This is a genomic window from Puniceicoccaceae bacterium, from assembly GCA_040224245.1.
GTDB lineage: Bacteria > Verrucomicrobiota > Verrucomicrobiia > Opitutales > JAFGAQ01 > JAKSBQ01.
The window spans coordinates 35,967-60,405 of record JBEGIR010000026.1 but is presented as its reverse complement, the minus strand read 5'-3'; the positions used below and the strand labels follow the sequence as shown (position 1 = coordinate 60,405).

19 protein-coding genes are annotated in these 24,439 nt (G+C 53.1%); 14 read left to right on the top strand and 5 right to left on the bottom strand.

Going from position 1 to position 24,439, the window contains the following annotated elements:
* Positions 1 to 255 precede the first annotated feature (255 nt).
* Both ABQ298_04330 and ABQ298_04325 read left to right on the top strand, forming a co-directional pair.
* Entirely contained in the window at positions 256 to 1,536 is a 1,281-nt protein-coding gene (locus ABQ298_04330) for a glucose-1-phosphate adenylyltransferase (GenBank protein MEQ9823591.1), read from the top strand.
* A 100-nt stretch (positions 1,537 to 1,636) separates the two neighbouring features.
* The gene (locus tag ABQ298_04325; GenBank protein MEQ9823590.1) at positions 1,637 to 2,428 is read left to right on the top strand and encodes a universal stress protein; all 792 of its coding nucleotides are present in this window, start codon (positions 1,637 to 1,639) and stop codon (positions 2,426 to 2,428) included.
* A gap of 50 nt (positions 2,429 to 2,478) precedes the next feature.
* Here ABQ298_04325 and lgt read toward each other — a convergent pair whose 3' ends face one another.
* Entirely contained in the window at positions 2,479 to 3,333 is an 855-nt protein-coding gene (gene lgt, locus ABQ298_04320) for a prolipoprotein diacylglyceryl transferase (GenBank protein MEQ9823589.1), read from the bottom strand.
* Between the two features lie 252 nt (positions 3,334 to 3,585).
* Between lgt and yajC the strand changes: the two genes are divergently transcribed.
* The 5 genes from yajC (at position 3,586) to ABQ298_04295 (ending at position 11,442) form a co-directional block, all read left to right on the top strand.
* Positions 3,586 to 3,936, top strand: coding sequence for a preprotein translocase subunit YajC (gene yajC, locus ABQ298_04315; GenBank protein ID MEQ9823588.1), 351 nt, complete (start codon positions 3,586 to 3,588; stop codon positions 3,934 to 3,936).
* A gap of 38 nt (positions 3,937 to 3,974) precedes the next feature.
* Positions 3,975 to 6,551: a protein translocase subunit SecD gene (gene secD, locus ABQ298_04310; protein ID MEQ9823587.1), complete on the top strand. Its 2,577-nt coding sequence runs from the start codon at positions 3,975 to 3,977 to the stop codon at positions 6,549 to 6,551.
* 16 nt (positions 6,552 to 6,567) lie between these two features.
* On the top strand, positions 6,568 to 8,304 hold the full coding sequence (gene recJ / locus ABQ298_04305) for a single-stranded-DNA-specific exonuclease RecJ (GenBank protein MEQ9823586.1): 1,737 nt from the start codon (positions 6,568 to 6,570) through the stop codon (positions 8,302 to 8,304).
* A gap of 130 nt (positions 8,305 to 8,434) precedes the next feature.
* Complete coding sequence (locus tag ABQ298_04300; GenBank protein MEQ9823585.1) at positions 8,435 to 9,532, top strand: type II secretion system F family protein; 1,098 nt, start codon at positions 8,435 to 8,437, stop codon at positions 9,530 to 9,532.
* A gap of 176 nt (positions 9,533 to 9,708) precedes the next feature.
* The gene (locus ABQ298_04295; protein ID MEQ9823584.1) at positions 9,709 to 11,442 is read left to right on the top strand and encodes a GspE/PulE family protein; all 1,734 of its coding nucleotides are present in this window, start codon (positions 9,709 to 9,711) and stop codon (positions 11,440 to 11,442) included.
* Between the two features lie 49 nt (positions 11,443 to 11,491).
* On the opposite strand, the gene mnmA is transcribed toward ABQ298_04295, so the two are convergent.
* Both mnmA and ABQ298_04285 read right to left on the bottom strand, forming a co-directional pair.
* Positions 11,492 to 12,589, bottom strand: a complete 1,098-nt coding sequence (gene mnmA / locus ABQ298_04290; GenBank protein MEQ9823583.1) for a tRNA 2-thiouridine(34) synthase MnmA — start codon at positions 12,587 to 12,589, stop codon at positions 11,492 to 11,494.
* Positions 12,590 to 12,606: 17 nt separating this feature from the next.
* A complete protein-coding gene (locus tag ABQ298_04285; GenBank protein MEQ9823582.1) occupies positions 12,607 to 13,734 on the bottom strand; it encodes a hypothetical protein in 1,128 nt (375 codons plus the stop codon).
* A gap of 272 nt (positions 13,735 to 14,006) precedes the next feature.
* Between ABQ298_04285 and galE the strand changes: the two genes are divergently transcribed.
* The 3 genes from galE (at position 14,007) to ABQ298_04270 (ending at position 18,374) form a co-directional block, all read left to right on the top strand.
* Complete coding sequence (gene galE / locus ABQ298_04280) at positions 14,007 to 15,056, top strand: UDP-glucose 4-epimerase GalE (protein ID MEQ9823581.1); 1,050 nt, start codon at positions 14,007 to 14,009, stop codon at positions 15,054 to 15,056.
* A gap of 197 nt (positions 15,057 to 15,253) precedes the next feature.
* Positions 15,254 to 16,306 (top strand): hypothetical protein, encoded by a 1,053-nt coding sequence (locus tag ABQ298_04275; protein ID MEQ9823580.1) that lies wholly within the window; start codon positions 15,254 to 15,256, stop codon positions 16,304 to 16,306.
* Positions 16,307 to 16,376: 70 nt separating this feature from the next.
* The gene (locus tag ABQ298_04270) at positions 16,377 to 18,374 is read left to right on the top strand and encodes an ABC-F family ATP-binding cassette domain-containing protein (protein ID MEQ9823579.1); all 1,998 of its coding nucleotides are present in this window, start codon (positions 16,377 to 16,379) and stop codon (positions 18,372 to 18,374) included.
* 63 nt (positions 18,375 to 18,437) lie between these two features.
* Here the strand turns inward: ABQ298_04270 and feoB are convergent, their stop codons facing one another.
* Positions 18,438 to 20,606, bottom strand: a complete 2,169-nt coding sequence (feoB, locus tag ABQ298_04265; protein ID MEQ9823578.1) for a ferrous iron transport protein B — start codon at positions 20,604 to 20,606, stop codon at positions 18,438 to 18,440.
* 2 nt (positions 20,607 to 20,608) lie between these two features.
* Positions 20,609 to 20,899 (bottom strand): FeoA family protein, encoded by a 291-nt coding sequence (locus tag ABQ298_04260; GenBank protein MEQ9823577.1) that lies wholly within the window; start codon positions 20,897 to 20,899, stop codon positions 20,609 to 20,611.
* 243 nt (positions 20,900 to 21,142) lie between these two features.
* Between ABQ298_04260 and ABQ298_04255 the strand changes: the two genes are divergently transcribed.
* The 4 genes from ABQ298_04255 to ABQ298_04240 all read left to right on the top strand — a co-directional run bounded on the left by ABQ298_04255 (position 21,143) and on the right by ABQ298_04240 (position 24,420).
* A complete protein-coding gene (locus ABQ298_04255) occupies positions 21,143 to 21,565 on the top strand; it encodes an iron dependent repressor, metal binding and dimerization domain protein (protein ID MEQ9823576.1) in 423 nt (140 codons plus the stop codon).
* A gap of 902 nt (positions 21,566 to 22,467) precedes the next feature.
* Entirely contained in the window at positions 22,468 to 22,848 is a 381-nt protein-coding gene (locus tag ABQ298_04250) for a signal peptidase I (protein ID MEQ9823575.1), read from the top strand.
* Between the two features lie 243 nt (positions 22,849 to 23,091).
* Positions 23,092 to 24,000 (top strand): sulfate adenylyltransferase subunit CysD, encoded by a 909-nt coding sequence (gene cysD, locus ABQ298_04245; protein ID MEQ9823574.1) that lies wholly within the window; start codon positions 23,092 to 23,094, stop codon positions 23,998 to 24,000.
* 51 nt (positions 24,001 to 24,051) lie between these two features.
* Positions 24,052 to 24,420, top strand: a complete 369-nt coding sequence (locus ABQ298_04240; protein ID MEQ9823573.1) for a four helix bundle protein — start codon at positions 24,052 to 24,054, stop codon at positions 24,418 to 24,420.
* The last annotated feature ends 19 nt before the right edge of the window (positions 24,421 to 24,439 follow it).

The following is a 24,439-nucleotide window of genomic DNA, read 5'->3' as shown; positions in this document are numbered from 1 at the left end:
GTCATTTGTTTAAAGCAATCTATTTTTGTGAATAAATGGACTGTTTGCCCCTGTGGAACATGAAGTTGATGAAGGGCGTTGCCCCGTGTCGTAATCACCAGATGTGAAAGAGGGGAACGGAAGAGCAATTGTTACTGCAAACGCGACAAAATGGGTTGAAGATTTGCCAGGCTTGACCCATGCTTGAATGTGGCTGCCGGGTGTTGGCAGCGGTCCCCGAGGTTCCTTTAAACCCATCAACCCAATTATCCCAATATGAGATCTCGCATCATCAGTATCGTTCTTGGAGGCGGACGTGGCACGCGGCTATACCCTCTCACCCAGCCCCGTTGTAAACCTGCGGTGCCGCTTGCCGGGAAATACCGGTTGGTGGATATACCGATCAGCAATTGCCTGAACTCGGGACTGAATGAAATTTACGTGTTGACGCAGTTTAATACGGCTTCGCTGCACCGTCACATTCAGGCGACCTACTCCTTTGATCCGTTTAGCGGTGGTTTGGTGGACATCCTGTCGGCAGAGCAAACGGAAAAGGGGGACAACTGGTATCAAGGGACAGCTGATGCGGTGCGACAGAATCTGATCCACTTTGGTGCGGGCAAGAAGGACCTGATCCTGATTCTATCCGGTGACCAGCTCTACCGCATGGATTTTCGCGAATTGATCGAACACCACCGCGCATGTGGTGCGGATGCGACGATCGCAGCAACTCCGATTCCCGAAGCAGAAGTATCGGGGTTTGGCCTGATGAAATCGAACGATGATTTCAGCATCAGTTCATTTGTCGAAAAACCGACCGATCCTGCAGTGATCAATGAGTATCTCGTAAGCCAGAAATTACTGCAAACCGTGGGTCGGGATTCATCCGAGCGCGCTTGCCTGGCCTCAATGGGGATCTATCTCTTCAATGCTCCGGTATTGATCGATGCACTCGACTCGGAGCACACGGATTTTGGGAAGGAAATCATCCCGGATCTGTTGGGGAAGAAAAAACTGCGGAGTTTCATCTTTGATGGGTACTGGGAAGACATCGGAACTGTAGCGGCGTTTTTTGAGGCAAATCTCAAGCTTACGGATGAAAATCCGCCTTTCGATTTTTTTGATCCGCATGACCGCATTTTCACACGTGCGCGGTTTTTGCCTGCATCGGTGATCATCAACAGCACTGTGGACCGAGCCATGATTGCAGACGGTTGCATCATCCGTGGTGCAGAGATTCGGCGCAGTGTAGTCGGTGTTCGCAGTATTGTGGGGGAGAATGTGAAGTTCACCAATGTTGTGATGATGGGCAATGACAGCTATGAAGACGAGTCGGATTATGAAGGCAAGGCTGTGCGCGGAATTCCTCGGCTGGGGGTTGGCAACAACTGTGTGATCACGAATGCGATCATCGACAAAAATGCGCGACTGGGGGATAATGTGATATTGAGTCCTGAGGGGAAAGATGATGGGCAATATCCGAATGGGATCACCATTCGCGATGGCATTCTGATGGTTGCGAAGGACGCAATCGTGCCCGCAAACACCCACTTCTGAGAACCCTGCCGAATCCCGTCCTGTTGTGAAACCGCCGAGTTCCAAAGCTGCGAACATCCTGGTTTGTGTTGATGGGTCCGACTACACTGAACCGTCGCTCATGCATGCTGTCTGGCTGGGAGACAGGGTGGGTGCTCAGCGCCTGATCGTGACTCATATTGCGGATGTTTCGAAGTATCAAGTTCCTGTGGTGAATGAGCTGGGTGCTGGAATCGGTTTGCAACCTTGCAATGGATTGTTCAGTGAGATCCACAAACAGGAGCAGGATCTCCTGGAAGAGTTGGAACGACGTGTGAAGCAGGTGCTTCAGGAAACCCCGTGGCGGGACCGATTTGATTTTGTCGTCGGGCGAGGACGTCCCTCGGAAGCATTGAACCCCAGCGGAGTAGGCTATTCTCATGTGGTTTTTGGCAAGCGTGGTGACAGTTTCTCCTACGATCAGGAGCACCTTGGTGCAAACCTGGGACGTTTTCTCCGGCATGCACAGGTACCCTGTCTGCTTTCATCACGCCGATGGGAACCCATTCGTAAGGTTGCCTGTGTGCTCGCCGATGACCAGAAATGGAGATTTGTAATGGATGTGTTTCAGCGTGATCTCGATCCGACTGGCCTTCAGGTTCACCTGATGCACACCTTCGAAGATGGGATTCCGGGTGAAATCGAAGCCAGTGTTCCGGGGTTGCAGCGGGCAGGTGCCGAGGTTCTGATTGAGAAACTCCAGGGTTCGAAAGATGAAACGGTCATTGAGGCTGTTCAACGAATCCGGGCAGATCTCCTTGTCATTGGTGCGAGTCGGGGTGGTCACTTGTTTCACGGGTTGGGTACACCCATTGGAAAATCCATTATTCGGGACTGTCGCATCCCCATCCTGCTCTGTCAAAGCCGCGACTGAGAGAGGGGGTGGAACCCCATTGAGCGTCCCATTGCTGCAGGACAGCGCGGCTACTGACCGGAGATTGATCGCTTGCGGATGACAAGAACGCCGATGACGATCACTCCTGCGATCAGGGTTCCGATGGAATAGAACTGACCTCGGGAAAATCCCAGGATCAGCGAGGCATCCGGCTCGCGGAAAAACTCGCAGCCAATGCGCACTATTGAATAGGCGATGAGAAATTCCCCGATCAATTGCCCAGGAAGCGGGCGAGGACCCAATTTGCCCCAGAATCGCAGCTGGATGTAGCAGAACAGCAGTAGCCCCTCAGTAGCGGCCTGATAGAGCTGGGAGGGATGTCGGGGCAATCCATCAGCCTCAGGAAAAATCACCGCCCATGGCACCGTTGTGGGGTTACCCCAGAGTTCGCCGTTCATGAAATTGGCAAGCCGTCCGAGCATGAGTCCAGGTGGAGTGATGGTCACAATCAGGTCTCCGATTTGCCAGGCGCTCTGTTGGCGTTGGCGTGCAAAGAGAATCGCCGCAATGGTGACCCCGATCATTCCACCGTGGCTGGACATGCCGCCGCGCCAGATTTGGAAAATCGAAAGCGGTTCGTGCAGCCATAACTCGAAGTCGTAAAACAGCATGAACCCCAATCGCCCTCCAATCATCACTCCGAGAATCAGATAGGTTGCGAGATCTGCCACGCTTGCGGCTCCGTAGGGAGACTGCTTTTTTCGGTGATACCAGAGCAAGAGCAGGTAAGCGATGGCAAATCCGGCGATGTAGGCTAGTCCGTACCACCGGATACCGTTGCCGCCTAGAGGCCAGGGCCAAGCGTCCGGAAATTGAACCAGAAAGGGACTCAGGTCGTGAGTCCAGTAGTTGACTGCGCGGGACGTTTCGAGCATGGCATTCATGGGATACGATTGACCGGTTCAGAGCATGGAAGTAATGCCAAGGCAAAATCAACCCTTCTTTTTGACGGGGTGAGAATCAGAGAACCCAAATCTCTCGTAATGGGATGGGAGTGTTGGCTCAGTGCCAGGCAGGGGCTGTTGCATCTCGTTCGGTGTAATCGCGTTGCATCGTTGCAGAACTTGGCTTCCCTCCTCCTTAAATCTTGACTTTGGATTCGGTGGAGGGTTCAAATTTTCGCTTTTTATTACATTATGATTGGTTCATTCGATATTCTACAGTCCAGCATTTTTCTGGCACAGCAGGGAGCACCTGCTTCACAACCCAACCCCATGTTTCAGATCGGTTTCATTGTGCTGCTTTTCGGAGGCATGTATTTTCTGCTGATTGCACCTCAACGCAAGAAGCAGAATGAGCACGAAAAAATGGTGAAGGAACTTAAGGCAGGTGACGAAGTGATGACTGCATCGGGAATTTTTGGCAAGGTTACCAGTGTCAAGAATGACCGGATCGTGGTGTCGATTGCTGAAAACACCAAGGTTGAGATGAATCCTTCCTACGTGCATCAGAAGATTGTGCGCACCAGTACCGAGAAAAAGTCCTGATTCGCAGCATCCCCTTTGCAAATTCAAAACCCTATTCAATGATAACAAAAACGCTTTGGAAACTAGGCATATCGCTCGCGATACTGGTCTGGTCGGTCATCAGTTTCCTTCCTTTCAATGATATTGACTTCTCGACCTACCTGTCGAAGCACGTCAGTGCACACCAGGAGGAGTTTAATCAGATTCTTGATGCCGCCGAACAGCGGGTGGAAGCCGGGGAAGTGCCTTCAGTTTACATCGCGCTGCGCCAACTCGGCGATCAGGAAGAGACTGACTTTGCGAAATATTTTCCTCACGTGAATTTGCGTGACATTCGCAACCTCAGTCACCGCAACGAGGTTTTGCTGAAATACCTGTATGGGAAGTCAAAAGGGAAGTTGAAGCGTGGACTCGATCTTGAGGGCGGGGTTTCGTTCACCCTTGCAATGAGTCAGCCTGCCGGGGAGTCTGGGGATGCATACCTTCGCCAGGAGGAACTTTCCAAGGCAATCGACATCATGGCCAACCGTATCGATGGTTTGGGGGTATCGGAACCGCTCATCCGTGCTGTGGGTGACAACCGCATCGAAGTACAAATGCCCGGCCTGGACCTGCGTCAGAATCCAGATGTGGTTGACGCTGTGAAAAAGCCAGCTCGCCTGGAGTTCAAACTGGTCCACCGCACCGAATTTCCCAATCCCAACAATCCCAACGAATCTTCCCCTCCCGGATATGTTCGCATGGTGCAGGAGATTGAAGATCCCGCAACGGGAGACATCACCTTTGTTCCCTATTTCATCAAGCGGATTCCCGAGGCCACTGGCGATATTCTGGATCAGGCATTTCCGGCCATGAACCAGACAGGTGGTTACGAGATTCGTCTCAGTTTTACGTCGGAAGGTGCAGACCGTTTTGCTGAACTCACCGGACGCATTGCACAGGAAAATCAGGAAATTTACAGTCAGACTGGACGCCAAAGCACCGGACAGCTGGCAATTGTGCTGGACGGAAAACTCTACAGTGCTCCGACTGTGCGCGAGCGCATCGGTGGCGGCAGTGCCGTGATTTCGGGCAACTTTTCGCAGCGCGAGGCGATTGAACTGGCCAACGTGCTCAACAATCCGCTGGCGGTGGAACTTGAGGTTGCCGAAATGTCGGAAGTCGGACCCTCGCTTGCGCAGGATGCACGAGATGCCAGCGTGAAGGCGGCACTTCTGGGTGCTGCACTTGTGGTAGGATTCATGATCCTTTATTACTGGCTGGCAGGTCTGGCGGCAGTGATCGCAGTGAGCTGTAATATCATCATCCTCATTGGCATTCTTGCGAGCCTTGGTGCCACCATGACGCTTCCGGGAGTGGCCGCGCTGGTATTGACGATCGGCATGGCCGTGGATGCGAACATTCTCATCTTCGAGCGTATTCGCGAAGAACTCCAGGCGGGCAAGAGTCCATCGGTTGCATTGAAGGGTGGTTTTGACAAGGCACTTTCCACCATCGTGGACGCAAACGTTACCACGATGATCACTGCGGTGATTTTGATCTACCTGGGCACCGGGCCGGTGAAGGGATTTGGGGTCACGTTGGCGATTGGTATTGGTGCTTCCATGTTTTGCGCCTTGGTGATCAGTCGTCTGGTACTCGATGTGCTGGTGGATGGTATCAAGGTAAAGCGCATCCTCGGCTTGAACCTGATCGGTCGGACGAATATCGATTTTCTCAAGCTGCGAGTGCCTGCATTCGTGATTTCATGGAGCATCGTGCTGTTCGGTTCCGGGTGGCTGGTCTTCCACCACGAGCATATTTTTGGTATCGACTTTGTGGGGGGAGATGAACTGACCGTGGGATATCAGGAACAAGTTTCCATGGCGGAGTTTCAGGATATTGCGCAAAAGGGAAATTTTGGTGAGGTCAATGCGATCTATCAGAATCTGATTGGGGACGACACCTCCCTGATCAAGGTGCAAACCGAACCCAACCGAGGTGTTGAATACTTTGAGGCGTTGTCCCTCGCGTTTCCCGACCGTGGACTTGAACTTTTGGGTGAAACCCAGATCGGTGCATCGGTGAGCGGGGAAATCCAGCGCAAGGCGATCCTGTCAATCACCATCGCCCTGATCGGCATTTTGCTCTATGTCGCTGTGCGTTTTGAGGTGGGATATGGTGTCGGTGCAGTTGTTGCGACGGTTCATGACGTTCTCATGACACTCGGGATCTTTGTACTTTTCGGTGGCCAGTTTACTTCACCGATGATTGCGGCCGTGCTGATGATTCTCGGGTATTCAATCAATGATACCATTGTGGTCTTTGACCGCATTCGTGAGGAACTTGGACTCAACCCCGATGCATCGCTTTGGGATGTGATTCGAATGTCAATCAATCGGGTGCTCGCCCGCACCGTACTGACCAGTTTGACCACGCTGCTGGCCGCCCTGGTTCTCTTCATTTTTGGTGCAGGGGTGATCAAGGATTTTGCCTTCGTGTTCATGGTGGGCATTCTCACTGGAACCTTTTCTTCCATCTTCATTGCCAGCCCGATCTTTTACTGGTGGCACAAGGGGGATCGCAAGCATGTCGAAGAGCGGGAAATTCTTCCCAAATACGATTGGCAGGCGTCTTCCAAAAGCGCTGAAGAATGAGAGGGAGTCCGGTTGATTGAGTTGGACCCTCAAGGCCTTTGATAACGAACGGGCCGAACTTCTGATGAAGGAGTTCGGCCTCAGCCGTACCACCGCAGTGCTCCTGGCGCGTCGGCAAACGGCATCCCTGAAGACCGTGAAACGCTTTCTTCAGCCCCGTTTGTCCCAGTTGGCCAGTCCTTTCAGCATTCCGGGTGTGGAGAAGGCCGTGCAGCGGCTCATCCAGGCAATTCAGAAACAGGAACGCGTATTTGTGCTGGGGGATTACGATGTGGATGGGGTGACCAGCACCGCCCTCTTTGTCAACGTCATGCGGGAATTGGGCTTGGAGCCGCATCACTCGGTCCCCAAGCGATCCGATGATGGAGTCGGCCTAAGCCTCGGACTTGTGCAGTCGCGTCTGTTGCACGATAAGGCGGATTTTGATCTCGTCGTGACGCTGGATTGTGGCAGCAATGATCGGGAGTCAATCGAGGCACTGCGTGAACACGGACTCGATGTGCTCATCATCGACCACCATCAAGTGCGATCAACAGTGCATCCGGAAGCGATTATTGTGAATCCGCACCTCTATCCTGACGAAGCGCAGGAAGCGATCATGCTTTGTACGGTGGCACTGACGTTCAAGCTCATGCAAGCGTTGCTAATGCGCCTGAGGTCTTCCGGTCATACGGCCGCTGATGCGTTGAGCCTCAAGGATCAACTCGATCTGGTGGCACTGGGTACGGTGACCGATTTGGTCCCACTGACGGGTGAGAATCGGGTATTGGTGAGTCATGGACTGCACCGCATGAGCAAGAGCAAGAACATGGGGCTTCAGGCGCTGATGGATGTGTGCGGACTTCCTTATGGGCAGGATCTCGATGTCAGCGACGTGAGTTTCAAGATCGGTCCGCGAATCAACGCGGGCGGGCGCATGGCCGATGCAACGACTTCCGTGAACCTGCTGACCTGTCAGCAGTACAGTGCGTGTGTCAAGTTCGCTCACGAGCTGGATTCGCTCAATCAGGACCGCCAGTCGACCGAGCGGGAGATGCATGAGCAGGCGATCAGTTATCTCTCTCGCAAGAGTCCACACGAGTCTGTAGTGCTCTACGATTCCCAATGGCATTCCGGCGTGGTTGGCATTGTAGCCAGTCGAATCGCGAGACAGTTTGGTGTACCGACCGTTGTGCTGGGATTGGAAGGGGATTTGGCCAGGGGATCTGCCCGCAGTATCGAAGGGGTGAACATCATCGATGCATTGGCTCAGTGCGAGGATTATCTTGAGAGTTGGGGTGGTCATCCCATGGCGGCAGGGTTAAGCGTGCGACCGGAAAACCTTGATGTGTTCCGGAGAACCTTTTCGAAAGCGATCACTGTTCAGGTCGATCCTTCAGGTGAGCAGTGCCAACCTGTGGAACCGATGAGTGTCGAAGTGGACGCGTGGGTGCAGGCTGCGGATTTGACGCTGCCGTTCATGGCAGAACTGCGCCGCCTGGGACCGTTTGGGGTGGGAAACCCGGATCCGGTGCTCGCAATGCGGGGAGCTCAGCTCGCCTCGCGTGTGTCCCGGTTTGGAGCGGACAATTTTAAGTGTTGGGTGAGTTTGTGGGGAATGGACTATGATCTGATGTGCCTTGGGTGGGGATTTCCCTCCCGAATCCCCGAGAGCCGCTACCCGTTGGATATTCTGTTTCACCTCAAATGGCATGAATGGAAAGGGCGAGGTTATCCCCAGGCCACACTGATTGATTGGCGTTATTCCTTGTGAGCTGATGCAGCGAATCTGCAATGGCGAAATACAAATAACGGATAGCGAAGGTCTTTGCACTTGCCCATAAGCCGCCTTTCAGGTGCAGTGAGGTTTTCGCCTCCTTGCGGACCCTCCAGTTCATCTCCTCATGCTCCGTGCCTTGTCCCACATTGCATGGTTTGCGTCATCGCGCGAGCGGTTGCGCATTCCGACCAATCTGATCGCCCTGTATTCCAAGCAGCTTGCAGCTTTGCTGAAAGCGGGTGTGCCCATTGTTCAGGCCCTTCAAATTCTGCAGCGCCAGCATTCGAAAGGAGCGATGAACAGAATCGTGACGGAGCAGATTCACATGCTCGAGCATGGGCAGAGCTTTTCGGCGTCGCTGAGGGTTTGGCCTCGAGTCTTTGGTCCCATGTATGTGGGGTTGATTGTTGCCGGTGAGCGTGCAGGGGTCCTCAGTTCGGTGTTGGAACGCTTGGCTCGCTATGACTCCCATCGAGTACGCATGTACGGCAGACTGCGCTCTGCAATGGTTTACCCGGCAGTCGTATTGGCGGCTTCGCTGAGCATAGTGGGAGCAATGTTGGTGTGGGTGGTTCCACAATTTGAGGAAATGTTCAGCAATATGCTTCAGGGTGCTCGTTTGCCCGGAATGACACAATGGGTCATCGATGTGAGCGATGGGGTGTCCTCCCATATAGGCTGGGGTATCGCAGGACTTTTCTTTGCTTTGCCGCTTGTCGGATTTCTTCTCAGGGTGGAGTCCTTTCGGGAGCGGTGGGATGCTCTGGTTCTTGCGCTCCCCGTGTTTGGGGATCTTCGCAAAAAAACTGCTCTTGCTCGTTTCTGTCACTGTCTGGCAACCTTGCTGGAAAGTGCAGTCCCCATGCTTGAGGCGTTGGAAACTGCATCGGCGACCCTTCAAAACCGCGTTTTGGAGCAGAGCATGCACAAGCTGCGAAAGCAGGTCCGCGATGGCCGTTCGATTGCACTGTGCCTGGAACGGGATGAACGCATGCCGGAAGCGTTTGCAGGCATGGTGCATGTCGGTGAAACAACGGGTTCTCTGGCTTCCATGCTGACCGAAATTGCTCAGCTGTTTGAAACGGAGGTTGAAGAGCGCCTCGACCATCTCCTGACCCTGCTCGAACCTGCCTTGATACTCCTTCTGGCATTCAGCATTGGGTTTCTGGTGATTGCTCTCTTTCTACCCATGGTGGAATTGATGCAGAATTTGGGAATCTGAAACCCGCTTTGCTTTGTTGGGTCGCGACGAAATACTTGCGATCCTGTGGCGATGGCAGCTTGATTTCAGGGAGTCGGTGACGTAGAGTGCTCCCCAGTTTTTGTCTCGTCCGTGATGGAATCAAATGGCCAAATGCCTCGGTTCGACTCACTTGTATAATTCCCAGATCTGTTGCTGTGCCTTTAGGAAGAATCCAAACCAAAATCATCCGGGAACTGGTGGATTTGAATGTGCTCGCGCCCAATGTCGCTGATTCCATCATCAATTCTGAGAATGATTTGTCGGGAGATGCGATCGAAAAACTCCTGCTTGAAGAGCACCGTGTCACGGATGAAACCCTCTTGATTGCACGCGCAAGGGCCTTTGATCTGCACCCCTTCAATGCTCGGAATTTTGTCATTGATGAATTCACATTTGAGAAGCTTGACCGGGATTTTTGTTTCGAGAACAAGGTGCTTCCGGTCGGAGTCGTAGGGGAGTATTTTGTTGTCGCACTCAACAGCCCTTTCAAACTGCAGCTCACGAATCAGATTGCCCAGAAAACACGGATGCGAGTGGTTGTACTGCTCGCGCTTGAGGGTGTTCTCGATCACATTCTATCGGAACCTGAGCAGAATCCTGCTTCGATCGGGTTCAGTGACGTGGTTGAGAAGCTCGGTATGGAGTTCCAGATCGAGGATTCGGTTTTTGAGGAGGATGATGAGGGATCGGAAGAGTCGGCACCCATCATTCAGTTGGCCAATCGAATCATCGAAGACGCTTATTATTCAGGCGGAAGTGATATCCACAACGAACCTTTTGAAAACGAAGCACGCGTGCGAGTGCGCGTGGACGGTGTTTGCCAGGAGAAGCTGAATATTCCGGTAAAGGTGTGCAGTTCACTGCTTGCGCGACTCAAGGTGATGGCAAATCTGGACATTGCTGAGAAACGCATCCCTCAGGATGGGCGCATCGTGTACAAGCAATTCAATCGCAAAGGCATCGACATTGACCTCCGGGTAGCGACCGCACCGCTCAACCATGGTGAAGGGGTGGTCATGCGAATCCTGGACAAACAGAAGAGTACGCTGCCACTCACTGCTCTCGGATTTTCAGAATTCAATCTCACGCGCTACCGTGACGTTATTCAGCGTCCCTATGGCATGATCTTGCATTGCGGACCCACCGGTTCGGGGAAATCCATGACCCTGTATTCTGCACTCAACGAGATCAATACACCCGACATCAACATTCGCACGGCCGAGGACCCCATTGAATACACACTCAACGGTCTTTGCCAGATGCAGATGAATCGAAAGATCGGGTTAACGTTTGCTGCCGCGCTGCGCGCCTTTCTCCGCCAGGACCCGGATATCATTCTGGTGGGGGAAATTCGTGACAAAGAAACCGCACAGATTGCAGTTGAGGCGGCGCTGACCGGGCATTTGCTCTTCAGTACTCTGCACACCAATGATGCGCCCAGTGCGGTGGCTCGACTGACGGACATGAACATCGAACCGTTCATGATTTCGGCATCCCTGCTCTGCGTCTGCGCCCAGCGCCTCATGCGGAGGGTTTGCAAGATTTCCCGTGAACCTTATGTGCCAGAGGGAAATGAGGCCGAGATCATCGAGCGTGCATTGCGCTGGGTCGGAGAAATCTACCGCGCCAGCGCAACGGGACCCAATGCAGCTACGGGTGGATACAAGGGACGTGTCGGTGTACACGAGTTGATGCTCGTGACGGAAGAACTGGTCAAAGGCATCAACGATGGACTCGAAACTGCCGAACTCAAGCGCATCGCCATGCGCAATGGCATGAAAACACTGCATCAGGACTGTATTCTCAAAGTGAAGGAAGGGGTTACGACGATGGAAGAGGCGTTGGCCACTGTTCCTCCCGACATGGAAGCCTACGTCTGGCCCGATTGAAGTTGATCCGCAGCCTTCACTGCCTGCGGCTGGCAATGCCGTTCCCTGCTCAGTCCTGCGGATGGAAGTGGGGAGGAATCATGATGGCTCCACCCAGGAGTCGGTTGTCTTCGTAAAACGCAAGCACCTGACCCGCTGCAAGTGCTCGCTGTGGTTGTGCAAAATGCACCTTGTATGAACCATCATCGAGCGCTTCGACCTGTTGGATGGCAACTTTGGGATCGCGGTAGCGAACCCTGCAGGTCAGCGGAGAGATCTCGCCGAGAAATGGGAGGGTCACATGGGAAACACTGTGCACGCGCACCCATTCGCAGTACAGTCCCGGGGTATCCGCTTCGTCAAATGCGACGATCAGTTCGTTGCGTTCGAGATCCTTTGCAATCACCACGTAGGCCTTGAAGTCATGATTGCTGGGAATGCCAATGCCCTTGCGCTGTCCGATGGTGTAGTGGTGCAATCCCTGATGTTCACCAAGCAACTTCCCTTGCAGGTTAACAATCGCACCTGGTTTGTCGGGGATGTAGCTTCGCAGGAAATCATTGATTTTTACCTTGCCGAGAAAGCAGATTCCTTGACTGTCCTTTCGGTTGGCGTTGGGGAATTGATGTGTTGCGGCAAGCTGTCGCACTTCCGGTTTGGTCAGTGCCCCCACGGGAAATTGTGCATGCCGAAGCTGCCCGGATGTCACCATGGCAAGGAAGTAGGACTGGTCTTTGTTCGAGTCGACTCCCTCGGCGATCCATGGGAGAGCATTGTGCTGAACGCGCTGACAGTAGTGTCCCGTGGCAACGGATTCATAACCCTGCTTCAGCGCATATTGAAGAAAGGCACCAAACTTGATCTCACGGTTGCACATGATGTCCGGGTTCGGTGTGATGCCGCGACGGTAGCCATCGACCAGGTATTGCACGACCTGTTCATGGTAGGTGTCGACCAGATTGACGACCTCAAAATCGATTCCGAGCTGCTTGCACGCGGAGCTGGCGTATTCGATGTCTTCTGTTGCCGGGCAATCTCCGAACACATCATATTCATTGGCCCAGGTCTTGATGTAGGCACCGGAAACCTCGTGCCCCTGCTTGATCAGTAGCAGGGCCGCAACTGTGGAGTCCACTCCACCTGACATACCTACGAGAATCCGCGACATGCGCCCACCTTGGCGAATCAGGGAGTCTGAATCAAATCCAAAGCAAACTGCACAACGGGCGAGGCGTTCATGCGTTCGGCCCAGGCCTGTATGACGGCGGCGTCTTCCGGGTTCAAGCGCGAGCGGTAGTGCACGTGGGTTCCTCTGCGTTCGAGCCGAAGGGACCGTAGAAAGTGATCGGCGTCACCGATGCTTTTGCGAAGGACGGGCTTGAACGCAAAGCGATGGGCCAGGTTCAGGATGGAGTAGGCAGTGTCTGCGCCGTCGATGTTTTCGAAGTTAAGGCTGACGACGGATTCCAGTGCCTGACCGTTCCATTGGCTGGCGATTCGAAGGGATTCAAACCCCCTCAACAGCATGCCCGTGTCAATGGGCAGAGCGCTCTCCCATTCCCGAGCTTGCGCGGCAAGGGCTTCAGGTGTGTTGAGTAAAAACCAGAAAGGTTCCTGGGCAAGCGTTGGTTCGGGCATGGGCATGCGATCATCGGGCTGGGCATGAATCGAACGCAGAACCCTCTCGGGAGTGCCGATGCGCAGTTGGGTGGTTTCTGCTGCAAAGACCGCAATCGAGTAGCGCAGGGTATGGCTCTCCGTATCATACAGATCCACTCGTTCAAATCCGGGGGATTCACTGCTTGACTGGCGCGCTGTCAGCCCGGTGCGTGCGCTTTGAGCATTGATGGCAAACGCAAGCACATCCGCCGCCAGGTATCCGTTCAAGTCGATGCCGAGAATCCACGATGCTGATAGCAACGCCTCTTCGATGTCTCCATTTTCAGAGAAATCCAGTGTGTCAGCGACCAGAATGAATTTGGAAAAATCTTCAGGCTGAATGCCAGCGGATTCGAGAGAATCGCTGAAACCATCCCCCAGTGCATCACGCATGGCGGGTTCGTGTTGCTGCCAGGTTTTGCGGATTTTTTCCCAATCCATGGGAGTTGCGGCAACATCCCACCAGAGCACCGCCATGGAATCTGCATCCATCAGTTGTTCAAGCTCGGGAGCTTTTTTGGCGAAAGGATTGCATGCAGTTTGCATTGCCATCAGTACCAGCGCGACCAGGACGGTGAATCGTGCAAGGAACGTTGACGCCAGGGGTTGAACAGGGCTGGCTGCGGAAAGGGTGTTGGGTGCGTGAACGTGCATGTCTTTTCCTAGACGAAGGGTCGTTTGGAATTGTTGCAAGCAATGAGCGAAGCTGGAAGTTTGATTGCAGAGTCAACGTTGAAGGTGGGAGGAAGGGAATTGCACAGGGTGAGGCGCGAGATGGAAGCTCCCGCTACTTCGGATGAACGTGAGCTGCAAGCTTCCGCTGTATGGATTTTCTTCTCCTTCCACCTGTGCGACGGAATTGTTAAAATAGGACTTTCCTGAATCGCATCGCTCTGATTAGGTGAAGTTTAACACACAGGAAAGCTATGAAATCCAAGGGAAGAATACTCGTGACGGGTGGAACTGGATACATTGGTTCGCACACCGCAGTTGAATTGATGGCTGCCGGATACGAGGTAGTGATCGTTGACAATTTTTCAAATTCCGAACCCTTTGTTCTGGATCGCATCCGCGAGATCTCCGGAAAAGATTGCGTGTTTGAGCAGGTGGATCTTGCTGATCGCCAAGCCGTGAAAGTGTTCATGGGACGGTTTTCAGATCTGCAGGGTATCGTGCATTTTGCAGCGAGCAAGGCGGTCGGTGAAAGTGTGGAAAACCCACTGTTGTACTATCGCAATAACCTGACATCGCTGCTGCACCTGCTCGAAAACATGCAGGATCACCAGATCGCGAATATGGTTTTTTCCTCTTCCTGCACGGTTTATGGCCAGCCTGATCAACTACCCGTGGATGAAAGTGCTCCCATCAAAAAAGCCGAATCCCCCTATGGCAATACAAAGCAAATCTGTGAGGAGATCATCGCGGATACGGTTCGCGCAAGTGCATCTCTGAAGAGCATCGCTCTGCGTTATTTCAACCCGATCGGTGCTCACGAATCCGGGTTGATTGGTGAACTTCCCCGTGGGGTTCCCAATAATCTGGTGCCATTTGTGACACAAACTGCACTGGGATTGCGAAAGGAACTCCAGGTTTTTGGAAATGATTACCAAACTCCCGATGGGTCCTGTATCCGCGATTACATCCATGTGGTTGATTTGGCAAAAGCACATGTGGTGGCAGTCGACCGTCTGTTGCAGGGCAAGACTTCGAAATCTTTTGAATTCTTTAATCTTGGAACTGGCAGGGGAGTGTCGGTCCTCGAAGTGATTCAAACCTTTGAATCGGTGACAGGTGTGAAGGTGCCTCACCGCATCGTCGGACGCAGAGCTGGTGATGTGGAGCAGGTCTGGGCGGATACACGTGTCGCCAATGAAGTGCTGGGTTGGAAAGCCGAAACATCACTGGCCGATTCCTTGCGTTCGGCTTGGGTGTGGGAGCAGAGGATCCGGCAATATCTCGCCACCCAACGATCCTGAATCGTGACAATATTGTTTTGCATGGAATCCTGTGCAGGGTTGCATGTACGAAAAAACGATTTCAGTTTCTACAGAACCTTTGGCGTTCGCATTGCGTCCTTCTCACGTGCTCATATCAGCTTTCTAAATAGACCCTCATGTTTTGCTCACGATTCAGTTGCATCTTAAGGATATGCCTCCTTCTTGGCGGATGGAGTATGGCCGCTTCTGAGGTGGAACGGGAGCGGTTGATGGAATCAATCGAACGGGCCTACAATTTTGAGCAACAGGCGTTTGACTGGTATGAATCCGAGGCTTTTGACCGGAATGATCCCGTGCATGCGTTTGTGGCATCGACTGCTGCCTACTGGATTTATCAGGCTGATCGAATTGACGAAGCCAAACGCAAACGTGCGGAGGAGCGACTTTCGGAGTCCATTGATCTTGCGCAGCGCTGGTACAAAGAAGACAAATCCGACCTGCAGGCGCGGTTTTTTTATGGCGTCAACCGCTGCAACCGCGCCCGGTTTTATGTGGAGGAATCTTCGTGGTTTCGTGCCTATCTCGATGCACGGGAGGGCTTGAGCATCCTGCGTTCACTGGTTGAAGAAGAACCCAATTATGCTGACGCCTATTTTGCATTGGGCGTTGCGGAAGCTTTTCTTTCAGATGCACCGACTCTGCTGAAACCGCTTGCCCGATTACTGGGCTTTCGCGGTGCAGCGCAGGCGGGAATCGAAAAGCTTCAGCGCTGCATGGAAGAAGGGGAGTGGACCATCGTGGAGGCCAGCTACTATGTGGCCTATTTTCACTACAGTATTGCGGAGGACGGGCCAAAGGCCATCGCCGGATTTGAACCCCTGGTCCGGCAATACCCGGCGAATCCTCTGTTTGCCTATTTTCTCGGGCGTTCCCACCAGATCAACCACAAGCCATTGGATGCGCTCGAAGTGTACCAACGCAGTCGGGATCTTGCATACCAGGCGGGTGCGGAGGATATCGGCAACTGGAGTTCATTTCGCATCGGCACGATTCTTCAGGGGGAGCATTTTTATCAGGAGGCTGTTGAGGAGTACCAACGGTTGCAGAAGCGGCTGACGGCAGAAATGGTGGAGCAGGAATACTTCTATTTACTGCCATTGAAAATGGCACAATGCCTCATTGAGTTGGACGAAATCGACCGGGCGCGCTCCTATCTGGAAGTCGTTCGGTCTGAGTGGGATCGGGATACCTATCGGGAGGCGCGCAAGCTGTTGGATCAGCTTCCTTGACCCGCCGGCTCGCCAAGCTTCCGCTGAGGATAACGGTGCCATCTCCCGTGAAAAAGACTTTACCCGAGCGGTGATTTCACTGCATGCTGCCGACGTGATTGAGGTGCATGCATTGTCGTTGCGATTTGGACCCCAGGTGATTTTTGATGACATCACCTGCAACCTTTCAACGCGTGATCGCATCGGCCTTGCCGGTCGCAATGGTGCGGGTAAAACCAGTTTTTTGAAGGTTCTACTGGGAAGCATGGAACTGGATGGTGGTCGGGTGACCATCGGAAAGGGCATCTCCATCGGCTATCTTCCACAGGATGGCATATCGGGCGAAGGAAAACTGCTCATCGAGGAAGTCGAGGCGGCGGAGACTTCCATTCAGGATCTACAGCGCCACCTGGAGCAGGCTTATGCGGAGGTAGCCGAGATGGGGTCAGAGGCGGTTTCAAAGGCAGAGGATACCGAATCCGATGTGTGGGAGGTCATCCGTCGCATTGAGGATGAACTCAGGCTCCGTGAATCCCACAAATTGAGAGCTCGTGCAGAGAAGATATTGTTTGGACTCGGATTTTCACACTCGGACCTGTCACGTTCGACATCGGAATTTTCTGGTGGCTGGCAAATGCGCATCGCGCTCGCCAAACTGCTGCTGCAACACCCGGACTACTTGCTGCTGGATGAACCGACCAATCACTTGGATTTGCCGTCACAGCGCTGGCTGGAAAACTTCCTGCAGTCTTACGGGGGCGGGTTGGTTCTGATTTCTCATGATCGCGCATTTCTCGATCTGCTGACCAATCGCACGTATGCGCTTTCGCGTGGAAAGCTGGAGGTCTATGCGGGGAATTATTCCTACTACGAGCAGCAGCGACGCATCCGAAGGGAACAGTTGCTTGCGCAAAAGGAAACGCAGGAGCGACAGATTGAGAGCACCGAGCGATTCATCAACCGCTTCCGTGCAAAGGCATCCAAGGCCTCACAGGTTCAGAGTCGTATCAAGCAGCTCGAAAAGATTGATCGAATCGAGGTGGAAGAGGATGAATCTTCTGTGTTTTTCCGCTTTCCGGAGCCTCCGCGAAGCAATCAGGTCATCGTGTCCGTGCAGCAGATCTGTAAGGCTTACGGTCCCATTCGCCTGTTTGATGGCTTTGATCTCAAACTTGAGCGCGGTCAGCGACTCGCTGTTGTTGGTGCCAATGGTGCTGGCAAGTCCACGCTTGCGCGCATGATTGCGGGCCAGGAAGCTCCGGATCAGGGGCAGATTCAACTTGGGGAAAAAACACAGTTGAGTTATTTTGCCCAGCACCAGACGGATCAGCTCGATCCCGAGCAAAGTGTGCTGCAGTCAGCGATGGGAAGTGGGTGTACGCGGGAGCAAAGTGCGCGGGACATCCTCGGTTCATTCCTGTTCTCCGGTGATGCGGTGTTCAAAAAGGTGGCCGTGCTCAGCGGTGGGGAGAAGAATCGCCTGGCACTGGCCCGCATGTTGCTCAAACCAGCGAATTTTCTGATCCTCGACGAGCCGACCAATCACCTCGACATTCAGAGCAAAGCGATTCTGCAGCAGGCATTGCAGTGCTACGAAGGAGCGTTTTTCATCATTTCCCATGATCGCGATTTTCTCGACCCCATCGTGCAGCAGACCCTCGAAATCAATCCACGGGGGCACCGCATGTTCTGGTGCAACGTGTCGGAGTATCTTGAAAAGGTGGAAGAAGAAGCGCGTGTGCCCACCGCAGGTCGGGTTTCTGAGGCAGCAGGCACCAATGATGCTTCGAGCAGCAGCAATCCAAAGTTGATACGCAAATTGCGCGCTGAGCGACAGGCTCGCCTGCGTCCGCTTCGGGCAGCGGTGCAGCAGTGGGAACAGCGTGCGCTTGAGCTTGAGCAGGAGGTTCAGAACTGGGAGGAGCGCATGAAAGACCCTTCCTTCTTTTCCAACCGACCGGATCAGCAGCGTGATCTCCAGGCCTACGATCAGGCAAAGCGCGATCTGGAGTCAGCCATGGAGGAGTGGGAACAGGCACAGTGTGAACTGATGGAAGCCGAGCAGTCGGATCCTTTGCCAGACGCGTGAGCTGGGGTCAGCGCTTTTGCGCAGATGGAGGTTAGCCAGGCCTTGTTGTTCTGAGGCAGGGGGTCAGGCGATCCCTCGCCAGAGGGTAGCGACGAGCGCGCAAATGCCAAATCCAAAGGCGAGCGGCATCAATGTGGCAACTGTAGTCCATTTCACACTGTGCGTCTCTTTGTAGATGGTGAAGATGGTGGTCGAGCAGGGATTGTGGCACAGGCTGAATAGCATGAGGCAAACCGCAGTCAGGGTTGTCCATCCTCCGGCGGTCAGCAATGCACTGAGCGCATGAAATTCTTCACTTTCGAACATCACGCCCGCACCCGAGGCGCCATCAATGGATAGCCCGGTCTGCATAACCGTGAGCATGAGGATGGTTGGAATCACAATCTCGTTGGCCGGAATCGCAATCAGATAGGCCAACAGGATCACTCCCGTGAGTCCAAAGACCATAGCGATGGGATCCAGCCATGCGATGGCATGCAGGGCCAATGACTGGTCTCCGATTTGCAGATTGGAAATGCCCCAGATCACAATCCCGGCGGGTGCGGCGAAGACAATAGCTCGCCAAAGCACAAACAGGGTACGGTCAATGAGGGATACATAAAGGGTGCGCAGGATCTGGGGAGGGCGATAGGGTGGCAGTTCGAGGCTGAAGGCCGAGCTTTCGCCACGAAGCAGCGTGCGGCTTAGCAGCCACGATGACAGAAAGGTCAGCAAAACACCCAGAAAGGCCACTGCTGCCACAGCAAATGCAGAGACGAGGCCCGCATAGTGCGCTGGCACCAGTGCGCCGATGAAGAGTGATGCGATCAGAATCTGGGTTGGCCATCGGCCATTGCAGAGTGCAAAATTGTTGGTCAGAATTGCAACCAGTCGCTCTCGGGGGGATTCGATGATGCGTGCGGCGATCACGCCTGCGGCGTTGCATCCATAGCCCATCGCCATGGTCAGCGCCTGTTTGCCGTGCGCGCCCGATTTTTTGAACAATCCGTCGAGGTTAAACGCAACCCGGGGCAGATATCCAAAATCTTCCAGCAGGGTAAATAATGGAAAAAAAATGGCCATGGGAGGCAGCATGACGCTGACAACCCAGGCGACAGTGAGGTACATGCCGTCAACGAAGAGTCCGATCAGCCACTGTGGCAGTGAGAGTTGTTCCGCACCCGTGCGCAGTAGGGTGTAGCCATGCTCTACCAGAAGCGTTGAAAGCATGGATGAGGGATAGTTGGAACCGACAATAGTCAACCACAGCACTCCAGCAAACATCAGTGCCATGATGGGGATGCCTGTCCATTTTCCGATGAGCAGGGTGTCCAGCCATGCCTTCATGCGAAGGTAGTTCATCGAGTGGTTTTCCCTGCAAATTCGGGCACTGATGGCATCGGCCTTGGCGAAGATCGCACCCGTCACCTGATCGTCAATCTGAAGCCGATGTTCGGAAATATCCTGGCGAACCTGTTGGGCGATGGGGTCGAGGATTTCCGGGGCCAGATATTCCTGCAATTCCGACGAAAATCCCTGTAGTACTCGAAGTGTCAGCCAGTCCAGTGTTTGGGTGTCCGGCAGATGTGCCGCCAGCGCAGTGCGGGTTTGTGAGAAACAATTCCTCGCTTCGGCGTTGAGCCACTCGACTGGAAGCGGCGATGGCGGGGTGCCATCAGTTGCGCAATCCGCGACAGCCTGCATCAGGGCTTCGAGTCCTTCTTTTCGACGAGCGACCATGGGAATCACCGGAACCTGGAGTTCATGCGATAGTTCCTCGCAGTCGATTTCGATACCACTCCGGCGCGCCTCGTCCATGAGGTTGAGCGCGATGACGACACGTCCCGTTATTTGGCGAATCTGGATCGCGAGGTTCAGGTTGCGTGTCATTGCGGTCGCGTCGCAGACCACCACTGTGACATCGGGTTGTCCGTTCAGGATGAAATCCCGAGCGACACTTTCATCGGGGGATTGGGTGTGCAGAGAATAGGTTCCCGGCAAGTCCACCAGTTTGAATTTTTTCGAGTCGAATTCAAATCCACCCTCTGCGCGGGTGATGGTCTTGCCCGGCCAGTTGCCCGTGTGTTGCTTGAGTCCGGTCAACGCATTGAAGACCGTACTCTTGCCCGTGTTGGGGTTTCCAGCGAGGGCGACCACATAGTCCCATCGTTCCAGTTTCAGGTTCAGGTGCCGCAGCACCGACTCTCTCCCCACCAGACACGACTCACATGCTTTCGCATTGCGGGCGTGCATGATCAATCGTGTTGGGCCAGGATGTGCGCGGCCTGCTCACGGCGCAGGGCAATGACGTTGCCGCGGATCTGGAAGCGGCTCGGTCCGTTGAAGAGGCCTTCTCCTAACTTGGTTACGCGGGTGCCTGGCACAAACCCAAGGTCCAGCAGGCGACGGCGCGCAAGGCCCGTGCAATGCGCATCGATGCCATCGATGGTTGCGGATCGGCCCCTGTCCAGACCCTCCAGCGACCCCATCAGTTTGCATCCGGGTTCCGGGTGGATTGAATCTGAAATTTGGAAAAAGTTTTTCATGGTATTCGATCAAAATATGTAGACAAAGCTACATTTGATACCTGTAGCCTAGGCTACATTTTGCATCTGTCAATTGCATTTTGAACATTTTTCCGGGACTGGACAAAAACAGAGCAAACAGTTCCGCACTGGAGGAGTGCGCGGCTCGCCCTTGCTGCGTCAACGCTGTCAAATCGGCTCGCGCCTAGAACTCTTGACCCTTTTGCGATTCTGGGTGAAAATCCCGGTTTTTCGAACGCACCCATGGAATCCCTTCATTTAGGCAAACAAACGGCCCGCAATCACAAGCGCGTTCGCCGACAGCACCAGTCGGAGATTACCCAGGATTACGTGGAGGCCATCTATCGTTTGAAGGAGGAGGGAAAGGGCACACGCGTCACGGATATTCAAGGCGTATTTGGGGTGTCCCACGTCACGGTCATCCGCACGCTTGCACGTCTGGAGGAAGCCGAGCTGCTCGTCAAACAACAGGGTTCGGTCACCCTCACCGATACGGGTAGGGAAATTGCGGTCAAGGCCTATCGCCGTCATAATCTCGTGATGGAGTTCCTGCGCTCCCTCGGTGTCTCCGAAAAGACTGCTGCAGCCGATACCGAGGGCATCGAACACCACCTCAGCGAGGAAACCGTTGAGGCAATTCAGCGCTTCCTCGACTCGAAATCGTAGTTACAGAGTGTAGCTTGCTGGCAAAGGAAGTCACTGATTTCGGATTCGGTTGGCCAATACGAAACCAAAAATCGCGGTCAGGAGAACTCCGATTGTTGATTGCAGCATTTCAGCATGTCGAAGAGCAGGGGTTCTTTGATGGACTTAAAATCATCTGAACCTTGACCGATCATGTTGAAGATACTTTCACGGAGCGTCCTGAGGAATGTCAGTTCGTTCATGAAGTATCGAAAGAGGATCGTGAATACGAACGCAACGAAGACGTAAGTGAAGAAAATTCTCCAAAGGCTTTCCCCGTATCCAAAAAAGAGATCTTTGACCCCGTTTCGGAGAATTCTCAGGATCAGTAAGGGCTTTTCAGTCGGAGAAGTTTCATCTGCACTCAGTTGAGTAATCATATGACGAGTCTCGCATCGTTTTCCTTTAAGGAAAGCCCAGTTTGCATCAGCTAGAAACCCTCGGCTCCGCCAAAACCCGTCGAGGGATTTGTAGATCGTTTCCGCTTGTGAAAAGCGATTGCGAAGGGATGTTTCAGGTATCCAGTTTGAGGTGGTGCCTGTGTCATTGGATCGCGCTTGAGTGAGAAGGGGACGAATTTACAAAAACTTTTGAATTGAGGAGTGAATTGAAGAGAAGTTTACCAATGAAAAGATGAATTTTATAATAAATTTATAATATAAATAAAATTTTACATTTAGGGGAATGAAGGCTTTTACGTTTTGTAAATAAAAAATCTTTTAAAGAAGTGGGTGACGCAAAAAATGACTTAAAGAATTGGGTTTAAGTTCGAAATATAGATCAAGTCATTCCAGTTTTCTGATTCATAAGTCTATGAGGATGAGAAATTAGCGGGTGGTCGATTTTTGAATTTCAATCTTTAGTCCTTGTTTAAGTTTGTCGCCATGAAGAATTTGTTTCGCTATGTATTTATGCTTCTTTGCGTTAACGCTATTGCGCCGATTTCGAGTCAAGCCTCTGCGTTGTCGGCATCTGAGCCAGCGGTAGTGCGGTCGCAGTTGCATGGATTTTCGATGTATCCGACGATCAAAAGCGGTGACTATGTTGTGTATCGCAAAACCCAGTTTTCGAATCTGAAACCAGGGGACATCGTGGTCTTTGTGGATACGCAAACGGGGGAGCGCGTGTGCCACCGCATCGTTGAGATTGAGGACGGTCGGGCAAAGTCGAAAGGGGACAACAACCGCTTTCGGGATCGTGGGTTCATTTCAGATCAAAATCTTTTGGGCAAGGTCACCCACATTGGGGGACGTTCCCTTTCCTAAGGCTCCAGATGATGATAGCCAGCAGTATGCAAGTTCGTTGAAGAAGCCCCGCCTGACGGAGTGGGTTTGAATGCCGTCAGATTGTCCGGCAACGCTTCAATCGAATGAGGAGAACGGTTTCGGTGGAAACCGTTCTTTTTTTTAAAACAGTGCTCGAAAGCGTGCGAAATTCGCAGAAAGCGACGCTTTGGGGCACTTTTGCTTTGAACTTCCAGCGAAACTCGCATTCGTATGAATTCAGCTATGCCCGACTATACGATCACTCATTTACGTCAACTGGAGGCTGAGAGCATTCACATCATGCGTGAAGTGGCTGCGGAGTTTTCGAATCCGGTGATGCTTTACAGCATCGGAAAGGACTCCTCGGTTCTGCTTCATCTGGCGCGCAAGGCCTTTCATCCCGGCAAGATTCCATTCCCGCTGCTGCATGTGGATACGGGGTGGAAGTTTCGGGAAATGTATGCGTTTCGGGAGCAGATGGCAAACGATGTGGGGTTTGATTTGCTGGTGCACCAGAATCCGGAAGGCGTGGAAGCGGGGATCAACCCGTTCGACCATGGATCGGAGAAGCATACGCAAATCATGAAGACCGAAGGGCTGAAGCAAGCGCTCAACAAGCACGGCTTTGATGCGGCATTTGGTGGGGCCCGGCGCGATGAGGAAAAATCCAGAGCAAAGGAGCGTGTCTTCAGCTTTCGCAACCAGTTTCACCAGTGGGATCCGAAGAATCAGCGTCCGGAACTCTGGGACCTTTACAACACCAAGATCAACAAAGGTGAGTCGATCCGGGTATTTCCCATGTCAGACTGGACGGAGCTGGACATCTGGCGTTACATCCAGATCGAGAAGATTCCAATTGTGCCATTGTATTTTGCGAAGGAGAGACCAGTGGTCATGCGCAACGGTGTGATGATCATGGTGGACGATGAGCGCATGCGCCTGGAACCGGGCGAACAGCCTGTGATGAAAAAGGTGCGCTTCCGCACCCTGGGGTGCTACCCGCTGACGGGTGCGGTGGAGTCCGAGGCGGAAACGCTCGAAGACATTGTGCAGGAGATGTTGCTCACGACCACCTCTGAGCGCCAGGGACGCGTGATCGATTACGACGGCGCCGCCTCGATGGAGGACAAGAAGCGGGATGGGTATTTCTAGATCTGAACCAAGGTTCAGACAGAAGCAAGAAGCCAGGAGTCAGGAGAAAGCATGGAAAAGGCTAAGAAGTTCGAGGACTTGGTCCTGTGGCAGAAGTCGCATGCTTTGGTTTTGGCGAGCTACAAGATCAGTGCTTCTTTTCCGAGAAATGAAGATTTCGGTCTGACTTCTCAGTTTCGGCGCGCTGCAGTTTCGATTCCTGCCAACATTGCCGAAGGCTTTGCAAAAGAGTCTGTTGCTGACAAGGCAAGATACTTGAATATTGCCCAAGCTTCCCTCGAAGAGGTGAAATATTATCTTATATTAATCAATGATCTCGGTTATGGAGATACCCGAGAAGTGAAAGAACAAGCAAACGAAGTTGGACGCATTCTCAATGCCTACAGGAATTCAGTTTTGATGGAAAAAGCTAACTTCTGACTCCTAACTTCTAACTCCT

Excerpts from the sequence above, each read along its gene's own strand:
- ABQ298_04330 (MEQ9823591.1), top strand. The coding sequence starts at position 256 with ATGAGATCTCGCATCATCAGTATCGTTCTTGGAGGCGGACGTGGCACG.
- ABQ298_04325 (MEQ9823590.1), top strand. The coding sequence starts at position 1,637 with ATGCATGCTGTCTGGCTGGGAGACAGGGTGGGTGCTCAGCGCCTGATC.
- lgt (MEQ9823589.1), bottom strand. The coding sequence starts at position 3,333 with ATGAATGCCATGCTCGAAACGTCCCGCGCAGTCAACTACTGGACTCAC.
- yajC (MEQ9823588.1), top strand. The coding sequence starts at position 3,586 with ATGATTGGTTCATTCGATATTCTACAGTCCAGCATTTTTCTGGCACAG.
- secD (MEQ9823587.1), top strand. The coding sequence starts at position 3,975 with ATGATAACAAAAACGCTTTGGAAACTAGGCATATCGCTCGCGATACTG.
- ABQ298_04300 (MEQ9823585.1), top strand. The coding sequence starts at position 8,435 with ATGCTCCGTGCCTTGTCCCACATTGCATGGTTTGCGTCATCGCGCGAG.
- mnmA (MEQ9823583.1), bottom strand. The coding sequence starts at position 12,589 with ATGTCGCGGATTCTCGTAGGTATGTCAGGTGGAGTGGACTCCACAGTT.
- ABQ298_04285 (MEQ9823582.1), bottom strand. The coding sequence starts at position 13,734 with ATGCACGTTCACGCACCCAACACCCTTTCCGCAGCCAGCCCTGTTCAA.
- galE (MEQ9823581.1), top strand. The coding sequence starts at position 14,007 with ATGAAATCCAAGGGAAGAATACTCGTGACGGGTGGAACTGGATACATT.
- ABQ298_04275 (MEQ9823580.1), top strand. The coding sequence starts at position 15,254 with ATGGCCGCTTCTGAGGTGGAACGGGAGCGGTTGATGGAATCAATCGAA.
- feoB (MEQ9823578.1), bottom strand. The coding sequence starts at position 20,606 with ATGCACGCCCGCAATGCGAAAGCATGTGAGTCGTGTCTGGTGGGGAGA.
- ABQ298_04260 (MEQ9823577.1), bottom strand. The coding sequence starts at position 20,899 with ATGAAAAACTTTTTCCAAATTTCAGATTCAATCCACCCGGAACCCGGA.
- ABQ298_04255 (MEQ9823576.1), top strand. The coding sequence starts at position 21,143 with ATGGAATCCCTTCATTTAGGCAAACAAACGGCCCGCAATCACAAGCGC.
- ABQ298_04250 (MEQ9823575.1), top strand. The coding sequence starts at position 22,468 with ATGAAGAATTTGTTTCGCTATGTATTTATGCTTCTTTGCGTTAACGCT.
- cysD (MEQ9823574.1), top strand. The coding sequence starts at position 23,092 with ATGCCCGACTATACGATCACTCATTTACGTCAACTGGAGGCTGAGAGC.
- ABQ298_04240 (MEQ9823573.1), top strand. The coding sequence starts at position 24,052 with ATGGAAAAGGCTAAGAAGTTCGAGGACTTGGTCCTGTGGCAGAAGTCG.